Consider the following 12,417-nt stretch of genomic DNA (forward strand, 5'->3'; position numbering starts at 1 on the left):
TAGTCAGCATGACATTAAATTGGCAAGAAAAACGGTTAAAAAATTCAAACATTGTAAATATGTTATGACCGATTTAGGGTACTACGGATTAGAGCAAGATGGCTTTAAATTATTGATGCCAATAAAGAAAAAGAAGAATTTACCCTTATTTGATGTTGAGAAAAAGTACAATAAAATGATTGGAAAAATACGAGTTGTGATCGAACATATTAATAGTCAATTGAAAACATTCAGAATATTAAGTGAACGCTATCGAAATAGACGGAAAAGATTCGGTTTACGCATTAACTTAATCGCTGCACTGGTAAATCGGATGAACTTGCAATAACGACTTTCGCTAGAGGTCTATTATTTGTATTAATTAGATACATTATTACTATAAAATTATAAATATTATTTATTTTCAATAACTTAAATTAATGAATACTATTTAAAATAAATTTAATATTATTAAGAAATATTAAACAAACAACTCGTCGCCAAATCACACCCATTAATCGCATTAATATTGTTTATATTAATCTATAATCCTAATGTAATATTTAGTAAATATGAATTATTGATCATTATTTTTTTGGGGATTGTATGAAATTTAAAAAGGGTTTTACCTTAATTGAGTTAATGATCGTGGTCATAATTGTTGGTGTTTTGGCAGCAATTGCGTTGCCGAGTTATCAAAACTACATCACCAAAGCCAAAATTAAAGAAGCCCAATCGAATTTAATTGCCTTATCTTTATCTGCTGAACAAGCGTATCAACGTACGCTTAATTTCCCAAATACAAATTTTGCCAATACAAGTGCTATCAAAGCAAGCCCAATATTTTCAACGTGGAATCCAAGTTCTGAAGCATTCAACTTTAAATATACGTCTACCGATGGCATTACTTACACGCTAGAAGCAGTTGGTACAGAAGCACGTGTTGTAGGTTGTACTTTAAAGCTTACCAATAATGGCGTCAGAAGTTTGACTGGCTGTGGATCAATCACGGATTGGGTGAACTAATATGCTGAAATCTACAGTCATTCGATCAAAGCAAGGTGGATTCACGCTCATTGAGTTGATGATTACCATTGCCGTTCTGGCGATATTACTTTTTGTCGGAAGCTCACTGACTCGCGCCTGGGTTGATCGTAGCCATGTAGATAGCGCAATCTCGGCAGTAAAAAATGCAACTTTTCAAGCACGTGCTGCTGCATTAAGAAACACCAATAATCAGCCGTCTACTTTAGCAGCTGCCAGTGTATGTTTTGATCGAGCGAATCAAAGCATTTTGGTCATTCGTGCTGCTCGATTGGCTACGGATGGATGTACACCAAGTGCAACCAATGCCACAAATGAAAACTATATTTTACAAAGTATCCCTCTTGCGAAGAATGTAAATCTTACAGTAAACAGCGCTGATTTTAACTGCTTGGCTTTTAACTCTGCAGGCATTTTAGTGAATTCGAGCTACTCAAGCCAACCGTGTTCAAACTTGTCAAATTTTAAAATTGATATCGAAAAAAATGAAGAGGTTGCTTATGTTCAAATTAACTAATCAACAAGGTTTTACTTTGCTCGAATCTTTAGTTGGCCTACTTATTTTTTCGATTATTGTTTTCGGAAGTGGCTTAGCTATAAGCAAAATGATCAACTCTCAGCGTAATATGAATATCGATAATATTCTGATTAATGAATTACAAAATAAATTACAAGTTGCTGAACAAACTGAAACCACCGCAAATATTTGTGAAGCTGAAATTTTTAAGTCCAATATTGAACTCAATGGGACGACATACTTTGTTGCTTGTTCATTGTTAAGTACTGAAATAGAAGCCTTAAAAGGATCTGCAAACCCAAGCCAAATGACTTGGCCTGTACTTGCAGCAAGTCGAGAAAGCAAAGCTGTTGCAGAACAATGTGCTCAGGGTGATCTTGTCACATCCTGCTATCGAGTAGGGAGATAATCATGTCTCAAAAAGGATTTACGCTCATTGAGTTAATGGTTAGTCTTGTGATTGCAGTACTTTGTATGATCATGATGCTGATGTTATTTAAACAAACCACTCAAATCGGCATTAGTTCATCACAAGATTCTGAGTATGATGCTCAAATTAGAACAGGTTTACTCGTTGCGCAAAAGCTTACTCAAAATGCAGGTTATGGAACTGGGAATAATCACGATATTGTTGCGGGCACTTTTTACAATAACGCTGCAATATTTTGGCGCTTCATTCCTAATATTGGAACAACACCAATTACTTATCAGTGCCAAGGTTTAGCTGAAAAAATTTCTACCGACGGCAACTCAAAATTACACCGCCTCGTGCTTTTAAAAAGAAACTGCGGTTCTGATACAGATTTGATTGATGAAAATTGGCAAGAAGATCAAGTCATCGTGGCGTTCCACAGTTCATCATCCACTCCAATTTTTAGTTACGCATTAAACGCAGGTAAATGCACGCCTTATGGAATTGATAAGAATAATTCTAGAGGGTTAAAGCAGCTCACCATTACTGCACAACGCGAACATATGACTGGAACAGGTGGAAGTATTAAAAATACAGTCTGCCTAAATAACATCATTAATTCTTAATAGTGAGATCACAATGAATAGTTTAAAAAGACAGCAAGGCATGGCCACTATTCTTTTGGTCTTGCTTATCGGACTTACAGTGATGGTCATCACCTCGACTGTAGCTCGTACACTTGTTTCAAACAAAGAGGCAAATGTAGCTGCACATGCTCAAACCAATGTGCAACTCATGGGCTGGTCTGGTGTAAGCGCTTTTCGTGAATATTTAGTAAAAGCATATAAAGAAAAAAATATTACAGAATTAAAGCAGCTAGAAAATCAAACCATTACGCTTTTAAATGATCCAGTAAATAAGCGCTATATCACAGCGAATATCATTGAAGTTAAAGGTTGTTCAGGGCTGACAGAAACGGTAGATGATGTAGCAGGTACACCATGTGTCGTAACTGCTGACATCAGCTCGCAAAACGTAGCATCTCAAGCTGCGACCAGCATTCGTGCTGTATATGACTTAAAATCAATTGAAGCACAAGTTACTACTCCTACACCAGCATCACTCAATTATGCTGGAAATACTTTTATGTCGGGAACAACACTTTCTTCTGAAGTTCCAAATACAAAAGCCGTACTCAATGTGGATGGCGGACATGCTTCTATTCAAGCAGGTTTTAAAACCAATAATATTTCCGAACTTACTATTAATGTAAAAAAACGAGATGGCAAAGGCGGTGACGTTATTATCGATTGTTCATTCACAGAATGTGGCAATACAAAAATTAATATCAATGCTGAAGGTTATGTTCATATTATGCATCCTGGTAATTTTGGATCAATTAAAGCACTAGAATGGGTAAAACTTCAAACAGGTGTAAAAGCTGATTCTATTAAAGCTTTAGGTGACGTCCATCTAGCATTAAACTCTACAGCAAACTCAATTACAACCAACGGAGAAGTACGCCTAACTGAAGGTTCTTATGCAGGTTCGATTAAAACCAACGGCAATATCGTGATCTACACAGGTGTTAATGTAGGCTCAATTGAAACTTTAGGTTCAGTCAGCATCTCCATATTTAGCAGCGTCACTGGTGATGTTAAATCAGGAAAAACTATCAATTTATCCAATAGTACGATTTCTGGTAGTGCTTATGCTTATGAATATGTTGATTTAGATACCAATGCAAAAATTAACGGATCGGTTTATGCAAAAAATAAATCAAAATCAGGTATTGGTATTTACAATGCAGCAGTTCGGTTAAGTACCAGCTGGATTGGTGGAAACATATATGCTGACGGACATCTCAGATTACTCGACGGATCAATAGGAGAAGACGTCAAAGGTAATGTGACGCTAACAGGTGAAGTTAAAGCACTTTTCAATAACTCAATCAAAGGGACGGTTAAAGAAAATCAGTCTTTAAATAAAATTCCTGAATTAAATTTTGTTATTAACAGTCCATTTAATCCAACTGAGTTTCAAAATGAAATGGCAGAACATATTAATCATGTCATGGACTTTAAAACACGGATTAATGTTAAAGCTTACAAAACCCATGCCAACTATATCTTCACTCGACTGAACGGTGTTGCACGAGTTTATTTAAACCAATTAAGAAATGAACAAACTGGGAATATCTATACTTATGAATTAGATGTCGATGGTCGATGGAAACAATTTGTAAAAAGTTCAATTAATGCGACTCCACAATTAGTCAATGAAGATGGCTTCTATCTAGGTAAATACACGCGAAATGGTAATCATTATGTCGGTGCAATCTGTCAAGAAATCGTAAATCCTCAGGCAATGACCAATAGTTCATTAATTGAAAATGGACATTATAGTGGTTATTGCTCAAGCGATATCATTGGTTATTTACCACGCGTCAGTATGGACTTTAATGGTTTAAGCGGTGATGAAAGAAGAGTTTTTGGTTGGCCTGATGATTATGATTTCACCCTTCCTGATACTTTCTATATTCGCTCAACAAAAGAATCCAATATGGAAAACCCAGCATTTGCGCCTGGTATCCTCTACTTTGAAGGTAAATTAATTATTTCAGGTGATGAAAATATTAATGCTGATAGCACAACAACTGCATTTACCAATACCTTTTTAGCAGAAGGCGATATTGATGCGATTGCCATGTCCCCTCGAGTTTACTCACCATACAATGTCACTCGTAGCGGCTCAGAATCTATTATTTGTTCAAGAGATTTAACCTCAGTGAACAACAATAAATTTAGCGTTGCTCCACCGATAACTCAGCCTCAAACTTTATCAAATAAATTTTTAACACCAATTAATCTATGTAAAAATTCTAGTGAATTCACACGGAACATGAATCTAGATGAAAATGGCAAAATTAAATTAATTTACATTGATGGTGAACAAGTTCCAAAGTTAGATCTAGGCTTAGTTGCCTTAATGTCTAATCGAGTAGTTCGTATTGGCGCTTGTGCACAGATCTATGGTGATGTTCTTGCACGAAGCTCAGTAGAAGGCAGTGCTGCTTGCGGTATTACCAACAATAAAAATGCCATTGTAGGAGGCATCAGTTCACAAGGCATCGCACCTTATGTGGATGGAATACAGCAACACAATACAATGGGTGCAGGCACTAAAATCGTCATTCCAAACAAAGACTATACCAATGCAAAAGAAACAAGCTTTACCGAGACTGATGGCATTGCAGTTAATAGAGCTGATCTACAATGGTCAAAGTATCTTTAATTAAAATTTCAACAAAAAAATACCTGAGTTTAGACTCGGGTATTTTTTTACGTCGCGTAAAACTAATTCTACTACTACGTGGGTAACTAGACATTCTGTATAAAAAAACGTATAACACCGTTTTTCCCATATTCAGGTGACCAAGTGAAACTCGTTTTAGCACCCATGGAAGGTTTAACTGATCCCATCATGCGTGATGTTCTCACACATGTCGGCAGCTTCGACTGGTGTGTAACTGAGTTTATCCGTGTCACTGATTCTGTCCTTCCAGATCACATCTATCATTCTTACTGTCCCGAATTATTGAACGATGGCAAAACAGCAGCAGGAACACCCGTTCATGTTCAATTTTTAGGGAATAATCCAACCATGTTGGCTGCAAATGCCGTTCGAGCGGTGGAGTTAGGTGCACCTGCAATTGATATGAATTTTGGCTGTCCAGCTAAAACAGTAAACAGGCATCGAGGTGGTTCTGTATTATTGGATGAACCTGAAACAGTGTATCAACTGGTTAAAGCTGTACGTGATGCAGTGCCTGCTGAAATACCAGTTTCAGCAAAAATGCGTTTAGGTTATATGGATCGTAATTTCACCCTAGAAAATGCACATGCGATAGAAGATGCTGGTGCCGCTTGGGTTACCGTTCATGCACGAACAAAAGCAGATGGCTACACCCCACCCGCCTTTTGGGATCAACTTCAACCCATTCGTCATGCGCTTAGCATTAATGTGATAGCCAATGGTGAAATCTGGAATAACCAAGATGCGCGCCAGTGTTTACTAGAGTCAGGTTGTGAAGATCTAATGATTGGTCGTGCAGCAGTGACAACACCCGATGTCACACAATGCATCCGACAAAATAAAGACGAAGCGATATTACAATGGAGCGATTTAATTACACTCCAAATTCGCTTCTTAAATGGTTCTTATAAAAAAGAAATGAATATGGTCGGACGTTATAAGCAATGGCTAGGTATGATGTCTAAACATTATCCTGAAGCAAAACTGTTATGGGATGAGGTGAAACGTCTGAAACAAGTAGATGAAATCATTGCTAAGCTCAATCATTTTCAAAACATTATGCAAACTGTCTAATTTCTAAATTCTAGAATGAATAACTCCGAACTTCACCTTGAAAATTCAGACAGTCTTGAACGCGAGTGCGTTGAACTTCAGACAGTTGCTCTGGACTAAACCATGCATATTCCGTATGTTCCTCAGAGAGTTGAATTTGGGCGTTATTTTCAATCATGCATCTAAAGATAAAGGTATGTGAGTTTACATGTGCGTGATAGTAGACCCCTGATAAATATTGGATGCTTACATCACAACCTATTTCTTCTTTACATTCTCTGAGCAAAGCTTGATGTATGGTTTCACCTTGATCTAAACCACCACCTGGCAACCCCCAACTGTAATTGGCATAGTTTGCTTTCAGTAATAAGACTTGTCCCTCTGGGTTGGTGATCACCGCATGAGAACTCAAACGATAAAAATCATAAAATCCCATGACACGTCTCCAGAATTTAACTCATTCATGAAAGATAACACTGTTTAAGCCCATCTAAATGCTCAAGATAAGCTAAACCACAAGCCTTAATTTTGATTTATCCTTCAAGATGATAGCCTTTCCCGTTGCTAAGTCTACAGGCATAGAAATATGTTGGTGTACCATCACCCATTGTTCATTGGTTTTTTGTAGACATAATGTTGTACGACACCAAGGCATTTGCAACTGACCTTTTAAGGCTTTATGTTCCACTTTAGAGTGACAATGTAATACAACCAAATGATCACTCGCATGCACTTTTATATCACGGCGAGTGATTTGCATTCCATCGAAGAAATAGGGACTAAATTTTTGCCATTCTTTTCGATAAGCTTCAGCTCCCTCAAGTTGGGTGCTGACATCAAACATACTTACATTTTGCGCACATTGTTCGATTAACGCATCAACATTATTACCTACTAATGCTGAATCCCATTCTTTTAATTGCGCTAATACTTCATGAGCAGCAACAACATTACCCTCAATCTGAATAGACATGATGTGACCTTATTGTTATTAGTGTGATGAAGTTAACACTTTTAAAGAAAAACTGTAATGTTATTTTGTGCCAAGCAAAGAAATTTTTATTCTAATTTGTATCTAAAATTCAATTTAAATTGATAAAAAACAACCATTATTTATTAAAACTTATCATTATGATCAAATTAAAACCAACGACGAGTTATTATCACATAAAAAAATTGGCCCCAGTTTCACTGAAGCCATTATAAGAGCTTATGCTTTCTTTACATATTCGGACTTAAGTTTCATTGCGCCAAAACCATCTACTTTACAATCAATATCATGACCATCCGTTGCATCTGGCAACAAACGAATACTTTTTGCTTTAGTACCGACTTTGATTACGGATGATGAACCTTTAATTTTTAAATCTTTGATAACCGTTACGGTATCGCCATCTGCAAGAAGATTGCCATTTGCATCTTTGATCTGAACCACTTCTTCGAGTGTCTCTCCTTCTTTCCATTCATGTGAACATTCTGGGCAGATCAAGAGGTCCCCATCTTCATAAGTATATTCAGAGGAACATTTTGGGCAATTTGGCAAAGACATAAAAAATCCAAAAAATAAAAAATTTTGCTCAATATACCACTTTCATCTAGCGAATAGAAAAAAACCTTAAATTTTATAAGGTTTAAATAAAAAAAACCTAAGTTCAATCACTTAGGTTCTTTTATTGGCTCTAGCCTTGTTTAGCTTTGAAACTCATCTTCTATATCTTCATCATCATATACATATGCCATACATCCCCATCCATCGTACTCACCGTCATAGTCATTGGCTATTTTGGTAAACCACTCTTCTAAATCCACAATATCTGAGTATTCTGGCTCCATATACACATAAATCGTGATAATCCATTCTGCGGATTCAGACTCTTCATCAATAAATAAACTGATCTTTTGTTCTTCCTGAAGCAAGAACAAGGCACATTTTTCAGCTTTGTCTTTAGAGCTAAAAGCAATTGAGTACTCAATCTCATGCGGCTCGCTTAAATCATCTCCATCCTGGAACATTTGCCACAGTACATCGCCATTATCATCATTTGGAAATTGTTCTAAATCACGGCTCATACGTTCATCCTTATTGTGGTTATTGCGTATACAATATCCTAGAGTAGCCTATATTTATTTCATTTTGGAGAAGAATTCATTAGAAATTGTTCTTAACTTTATATGATCGTAATTGTTAAATTTTAGTTAGGCACTCACAATACGTATTTTGCTTGAAGCGTTTCATTCAAAATGGAACTTCACTCACAATTTTAATTTCAATACCACTCAACGGTTGTTGAAACTCTAAATAACTCGCATGCAAAGCCATACGCCCTAAATCACTGAGTTTAGGGTTTGGATGATAGAGTTTATCACCTGTGATCGGATGACCTATGGCTTGCATATGTACGCGTAATTGATGTGAACGCCCCGTAATTGGCGTCAACAAGACACGACTAACATCTAAATGCGCATCATAAGCGACCAATTCAAACAGTGTTAAGGCTGATTTTCCAAGTTCAAAATGAACGATTTGTCTCGGTCTGTTTTCCCAGTCCGTAATTAAAGGCAAGTCTACTTGTCCCTGTTGTGCAATTTTACCTTGCACCAGTGCCACATAATTTTTTTTCACGGTGCGCGCTTGGAACATTTTGCTCACAGCCACTTCAGCATCGCGATGTTTTGCAAACATCAAAATTCCAGAGGTTGCCATATCTAGACGATGAGTAATTTTTGCATTTGGATATTGAGCAATCACTCTTGAATACGCACTGTCATGATGTTCAGGCAAGCGTCCTGGCACAGACAATAATCCTGCTGGTTTATCAATGACCACCAAATCATCATCTTCATAGACGATGTTAAGCGGACCTTGAGGTGGCATATATACAAAATTATCGTCTAAAGGCATGTGAACAAAGCATTTCTTTGGGATGCGGAAAAATAGCAACTGATCAACTCAGTGTCAATTTATAAGATGCGCGATTTAAGAATTGAGAATTGAGAATTGAGAATTGAGAATTGAGAATTGAGAATTGAGAATTGAGAATTATAATTTTTTTAAGAGAATTTTTGAAGGTGTCAGGGAAAACATGTTGTTTACTTCAACTATTATAACTTTGTAAGTTATAACCCTATTGCCTATAAACTTCTGGTTTATAGCGTCCTAAGCCGAATCAAGACCTTTTGGGTAAGTACTACACGCACGTTGTACGCAACTGGTAGCAATCTACTCTTTTCGATCCCGTCACACCCTTGAGATATATAATAGCGAGACTGCGTCGGGATTAATTTCCTAAGATTAACGAATTTTAGCATCGAATAAAAAAATATTTCATATCACCTTATAAATATAATATTTTTTCCCAAATAGGTTCATTGATACACTTTTTTTAGCGTTTTTTAGCTAAATATTGCAATTAAAATTCAAGTTGACCTTTCATTTTAGAGACTGGCTTGAATCCAAGATGCAATGCTCCACCACAACATCATGGCAAACATGCCGCACATAAGATTAGCGAGTACTTTTTGTAGTTGAGATAATTCAGATTTATAAATTTTGAGGTTAATTGTATAAGCAATTGCACCGAGTGCACCACCCACAGCACCACCAATAATCAGTAGTAACAACGGCCAGCCTGCCATCATGTGGACTTTAAAAGGAAGTTTTGCGCGGGATTTTTCTTGTACTGTATTCACAGGGTGATCCTATAAGTTTATTTCAGTCTTCAATGAGCTTAAGTGCTATAAATCTAAAGCAAGCTTTAGACCAATACTGAGCTAAAATAGCTGTAAAATTGATCGTGGTTTTTAAATATTTAAACAATCTCACTTAAAAATCAAAGATATAGTTTGTTCAGAAGTTTGTAAATTCAATTCATCCACTGAATAATTTAGATATTTGCTTGAACAAACGTCAGAATGATAAACAATATTACAGCTAAACCCATTAAAGGCTGTTTAGGCGCAATACTGTTAATTAATTTGGCAATTCTCTGAGCACTCAGCATAAATAATAGAAAAATCAGTAGTGTTGGTAGCGAAATCACCCACATTATTATGTAATAGATGACAAATAAGCTTGTCAAAATAAGACTGCCTACAAGCCCCATAATAATTGGATGATGCATCCCGCTCGGTTCCAAATGCAGTGTCTGTGCGAGCGTGTTGTATATCTGAACAAATATTGCTGTAAAATTTAATGAAAAAAGATAGTCCATTATTCCTGCAATAAAAGGCGTTACACTTAAAAAAGCAACTTGCTTTGCCATCGAAATGATCATGTTTTTATGATCAATTGTCCAGGTCAAAGACAACCAAACAAATATACAAGCAACGAAAGCAGCGGACAGAAGATGAAGCAAATAAATTTGTGAAGGCCATAATTTTTGGATAACGAGAAATATAATGATAAAAATTATAGATAAGTAACCATGAATCTTCTTCAACAAAAATAAGACTGATTTTGCATTTGAATCTTTGAGCTTGTGATTCCAATTTGAAAATTTTTTTTCAGTATTTTGTAAAAACCCATCAATCTTTGGATTCTGTCTAATCAGATCACCCAAAAAGTAAAGCCCAATTAAAACTTGAAAAAATGCCAATATATTTTTCATTCTTTATCCGAGTATTTTTAATACTTCTTTTATAAATTTACTGAGCATCAGCTTGACGCTGCTTTTTCTTTTTGAACCAACGTACTGCCCAAACCACACCAATTAGTAAAACGATCACCACCAATACGGGTATAAAAAATGACAATACGGAAATCACCAATGCGCTGACCCACTCACCTGTAGAAACCACAGGATTTGCCACGCCACCCATGGTTGCGGTCGATACGCCCCGTGCTGCCACTGTCCCAAGTTGCACTGCTCCTGCTGTTCCACCACCGACGATGATTGCGGCAGCCCAACTTGCAAATTTCGACATTTCACCAGAGCTTACCGCCATGGTCGTCAATGTTCCAGCCACCATCGCGGCAGGTGTTGCAATGGTATCGAGTAAGTTGTCTACCCATGGGATATAATAAGCGCCTATTTCACACAGTGTGGCAAAGCCTAATGCAATACAGACTGATGGCATCGCCAACCATTCAAAACCTTTTATGGGTTCAAAAATGCCCATAATGGCAGCAATACTCATCACCAATAATGGAACAAATACGCGGAAGCCACATGCAGTACTTAATCCTATACCAAGACATAAACCGAGTATCGTTTCCATAGTGAACCTTTTTATTAATATGTTTTTAATTTTCTTAAGGTAACAAAAAAGCCCTATGGTGTAATAGGGCTTTTGTTTAAAACAGTGGTGTCTGTTTTAGTGTGTTTGCTTGAGCGAATTATTTTTTAAATTGATTGCTTAAGCATTTGGTACACGGTGGTAAACGATCAGTACCAATTTCTAAGTAAGCACGATGCCCACATTGAACGCAAAAATAGAAACCTGTTCCCGGTTTAGAGCCAGCTGTAACCATTTTTGTTCTCCGTATAATTTTAGAAATGGTGACACCACTATAACGAACAATGAATGACTTTTTATTGTCCATTTCGACAGATGATGATGGCGATTAGGCAAAGTAATTTTTGTCTAATTATTAAGTAACCCCTATCTGTTTTAGTAACAATTTCCCCAAAGATGTTAATCTTCTATTTAATAATTTAGGTTTACCATTCCTATCTAGAATTAGCTGATTGCTAGATTTATCAACTTTATAATTTGATACAATCAAATTTAATCTTTCTAAATGATTATTATAGGAATCTTGTATCGCAGCTTCTTCTATTTCTGTTTGACTTACATCATTCGATCTACTAACTGGTTTTAATGTTTCATGATGCTTTTTTATAAATTCTCTATATCTTTCAGTACCGATATACATATAAGAACAGAGCCAAATTATTTCTTCATCATTAAATTCACCTAATAACTTCAACACATATTTACTATCTGAATTTTTTTTGGCTTCAACCGATATCCCATTGCAAACCAAATTTGCAATATATTCACGTCTTTCATTTGTGAGCGCTCTAGATGCCTGAACAAATCCTTCTTCTATAAGATCAATAGCTGCTTCATTAGTTCTTACAATTTTTAAAACAGA

The 12,417-nt window shown here is 36.3% G+C and carries 17 protein-coding genes; 7 read left to right on the plus strand and 10 right to left on the minus strand.

Annotation, left to right across the window (positions count from 1 at the left end):
* The 7 genes from CL42_RS13890 to CL42_RS13920 form a co-directional block, all read left to right on the plus strand.
* Window positions 1-328: transposase family protein (locus tag CL42_RS13890; protein WP_035269827.1), on the plus strand; the 328-nt coding region annotated here is incomplete at its 5' end.
* A gap of 257 nt (window positions 329-585) precedes the next feature.
* Window positions 586-1,005: a type IV pilin protein gene (locus CL42_RS13895; protein ID WP_035269829.1), complete on the plus strand. Its 420-nt coding sequence runs from the start codon at window positions 586-588 to the stop codon at window positions 1,003-1,005.
* Window position 1,006: 1 nt separating this feature from the next.
* The gene (locus CL42_RS16575; protein WP_051586631.1) at window positions 1,007-1,540 is read left to right on the plus strand and encodes a pilus assembly FimT family protein; all 534 of its coding nucleotides are present in this window, start codon (window positions 1,007-1,009) and stop codon (window positions 1,538-1,540) included.
* Entirely contained in the window at window positions 1,524-1,949 is a 426-nt protein-coding gene (locus CL42_RS13905; RefSeq protein WP_035269834.1) for a type II secretion system protein, read from the plus strand. Before CL42_RS16575 ends, CL42_RS13905 begins: the two co-directional genes overlap by 17 nt.
* A gap of 2 nt (window positions 1,950-1,951) precedes the next feature.
* On the plus strand, window positions 1,952-2,578 hold the full coding sequence (locus CL42_RS13910) for a PilW family protein (protein ID WP_035269837.1): 627 nt from the start codon (window positions 1,952-1,954) through the stop codon (window positions 2,576-2,578).
* 13 nt (window positions 2,579-2,591) lie between these two features.
* Entirely contained in the window at window positions 2,592-5,246 is a 2,655-nt protein-coding gene (locus CL42_RS13915; protein WP_035269840.1) for a hypothetical protein, read from the plus strand.
* 144 nt (window positions 5,247-5,390) lie between these two features.
* On the plus strand, window positions 5,391-6,341 hold the full coding sequence (locus tag CL42_RS13920) for a tRNA dihydrouridine synthase (protein WP_035269844.1): 951 nt from the start codon (window positions 5,391-5,393) through the stop codon (window positions 6,339-6,341).
* A gap of 10 nt (window positions 6,342-6,351) precedes the next feature.
* Here CL42_RS13920 and CL42_RS13925 read toward each other — a convergent pair whose 3' ends face one another.
* The 10 genes from CL42_RS13925 to CL42_RS17290 all read right to left on the minus strand — a co-directional run.
* Entirely contained in the window at window positions 6,352-6,756 is a 405-nt protein-coding gene (locus CL42_RS13925) for an NUDIX hydrolase (RefSeq protein WP_035269847.1), read from the minus strand.
* A 72-nt stretch (window positions 6,757-6,828) separates the two neighbouring features.
* Window positions 6,829-7,293, minus strand: a complete 465-nt coding sequence (locus CL42_RS13930; RefSeq protein ID WP_035269850.1) for a YybH family protein — start codon at window positions 7,291-7,293, stop codon at window positions 6,829-6,831.
* Between the two features lie 237 nt (window positions 7,294-7,530).
* Entirely contained in the window at window positions 7,531-7,869 is a 339-nt protein-coding gene (locus CL42_RS13935; RefSeq protein ID WP_035269853.1) for a zinc ribbon domain-containing protein YjdM, read from the minus strand.
* Window positions 7,870-8,009: 140 nt separating this feature from the next.
* Window positions 8,010-8,390 (minus strand): ribonuclease E inhibitor RraB, encoded by a 381-nt coding sequence (locus CL42_RS13940; RefSeq protein ID WP_035269856.1) that lies wholly within the window; start codon window positions 8,388-8,390, stop codon window positions 8,010-8,012.
* Between the two features lie 166 nt (window positions 8,391-8,556).
* Window positions 8,557-9,222, minus strand: coding sequence for an RluA family pseudouridine synthase (locus CL42_RS13945; protein WP_035269858.1), 666 nt, complete (start codon window positions 9,220-9,222; stop codon window positions 8,557-8,559).
* 533 nt (window positions 9,223-9,755) lie between these two features.
* Window positions 9,756-9,959 carry a hypothetical protein gene (locus tag CL42_RS13950; protein WP_051586633.1) on the minus strand — a complete coding sequence of 68 codons (204 nt, stop codon included), beginning with the start codon at window positions 9,957-9,959 and terminating at the stop codon, window positions 9,756-9,758.
* A 245-nt stretch (window positions 9,960-10,204) separates the two neighbouring features.
* Window positions 10,205-10,927 (minus strand): hypothetical protein, encoded by a 723-nt coding sequence (locus CL42_RS13955; RefSeq protein WP_035269863.1) that lies wholly within the window; start codon window positions 10,925-10,927, stop codon window positions 10,205-10,207.
* Window positions 10,928-10,964: 37 nt separating this feature from the next.
* Window positions 10,965-11,537 (minus strand): DUF4126 domain-containing protein, encoded by a 573-nt coding sequence (locus tag CL42_RS13960; protein ID WP_035269869.1) that lies wholly within the window; start codon window positions 11,535-11,537, stop codon window positions 10,965-10,967.
* 118 nt (window positions 11,538-11,655) lie between these two features.
* A complete protein-coding gene (locus CL42_RS17430; RefSeq protein ID WP_265596987.1) occupies window positions 11,656-11,862 on the minus strand; it encodes a zinc ribbon-containing protein in 207 nt (68 codons plus the stop codon).
* A gap of 48 nt (window positions 11,863-11,910) precedes the next feature.
* Window positions 11,911-12,417: hypothetical protein (locus CL42_RS17290; protein ID WP_035269872.1), on the minus strand; the 507-nt coding region annotated here is incomplete at its 5' end.

The organism is Acinetobacter sp. Ver3, from assembly GCF_000632455.1.
GTDB lineage: Bacteria > Pseudomonadota > Gammaproteobacteria > Pseudomonadales > Moraxellaceae > Acinetobacter.

Coding starts and splice junctions, on each gene's coding strand:
- CL42_RS13895 (WP_035269829.1), top strand. CDS start 586: ATGAAATTTAAAAAGGGTTTTACCTTAATTGAGTTAATGATCGTGGTC.
- CL42_RS16575 (WP_051586631.1), top strand. CDS start 1,007: ATGCTGAAATCTACAGTCATTCGATCAAAGCAAGGTGGATTCACGCTC.
- CL42_RS13905 (WP_035269834.1), top strand. CDS start 1,524: ATGTTCAAATTAACTAATCAACAAGGTTTTACTTTGCTCGAATCTTTA.
- CL42_RS13910 (WP_035269837.1), top strand. CDS start 1,952: ATGTCTCAAAAAGGATTTACGCTCATTGAGTTAATGGTTAGTCTTGTG.
- CL42_RS13915 (WP_035269840.1), top strand. CDS start 2,592: ATGAATAGTTTAAAAAGACAGCAAGGCATGGCCACTATTCTTTTGGTC.
- CL42_RS13925 (WP_035269847.1), bottom strand. CDS start 6,756: ATGGGATTTTATGATTTTTATCGTTTGAGTTCTCATGCGGTGATCACC.
- CL42_RS13930 (WP_035269850.1), bottom strand. CDS start 7,293: ATGTCTATTCAGATTGAGGGTAATGTTGTTGCTGCTCATGAAGTATTA.
- CL42_RS13935 (WP_035269853.1), bottom strand. CDS start 7,869: ATGTCTTTGCCAAATTGCCCAAAATGTTCCTCTGAATATACTTATGAA.
- CL42_RS13940 (WP_035269856.1), bottom strand. CDS start 8,390: ATGAGCCGTGATTTAGAACAATTTCCAAATGATGATAATGGCGATGTA.
- CL42_RS13945 (WP_035269858.1), bottom strand. CDS start 9,222: ATGCCTTTAGACGATAATTTTGTATATATGCCACCTCAAGGTCCGCTT.
- CL42_RS13950 (WP_051586633.1), bottom strand. CDS start 9,959: ATGATGGCAGGCTGGCCGTTGTTACTACTGATTATTGGTGGTGCTGTG.
- CL42_RS13955 (WP_035269863.1), bottom strand. CDS start 10,927: ATGAAAAATATATTGGCATTTTTTCAAGTTTTAATTGGGCTTTACTTT.
- CL42_RS13960 (WP_035269869.1), bottom strand. CDS start 11,537: ATGGAAACGATACTCGGTTTATGTCTTGGTATAGGATTAAGTACTGCA.
- CL42_RS17430 (WP_265596987.1), bottom strand. CDS start 11,862: ATGGACAATAAAAAGTCATTCATTGTTCGTTATAGTGGTGTCACCATT.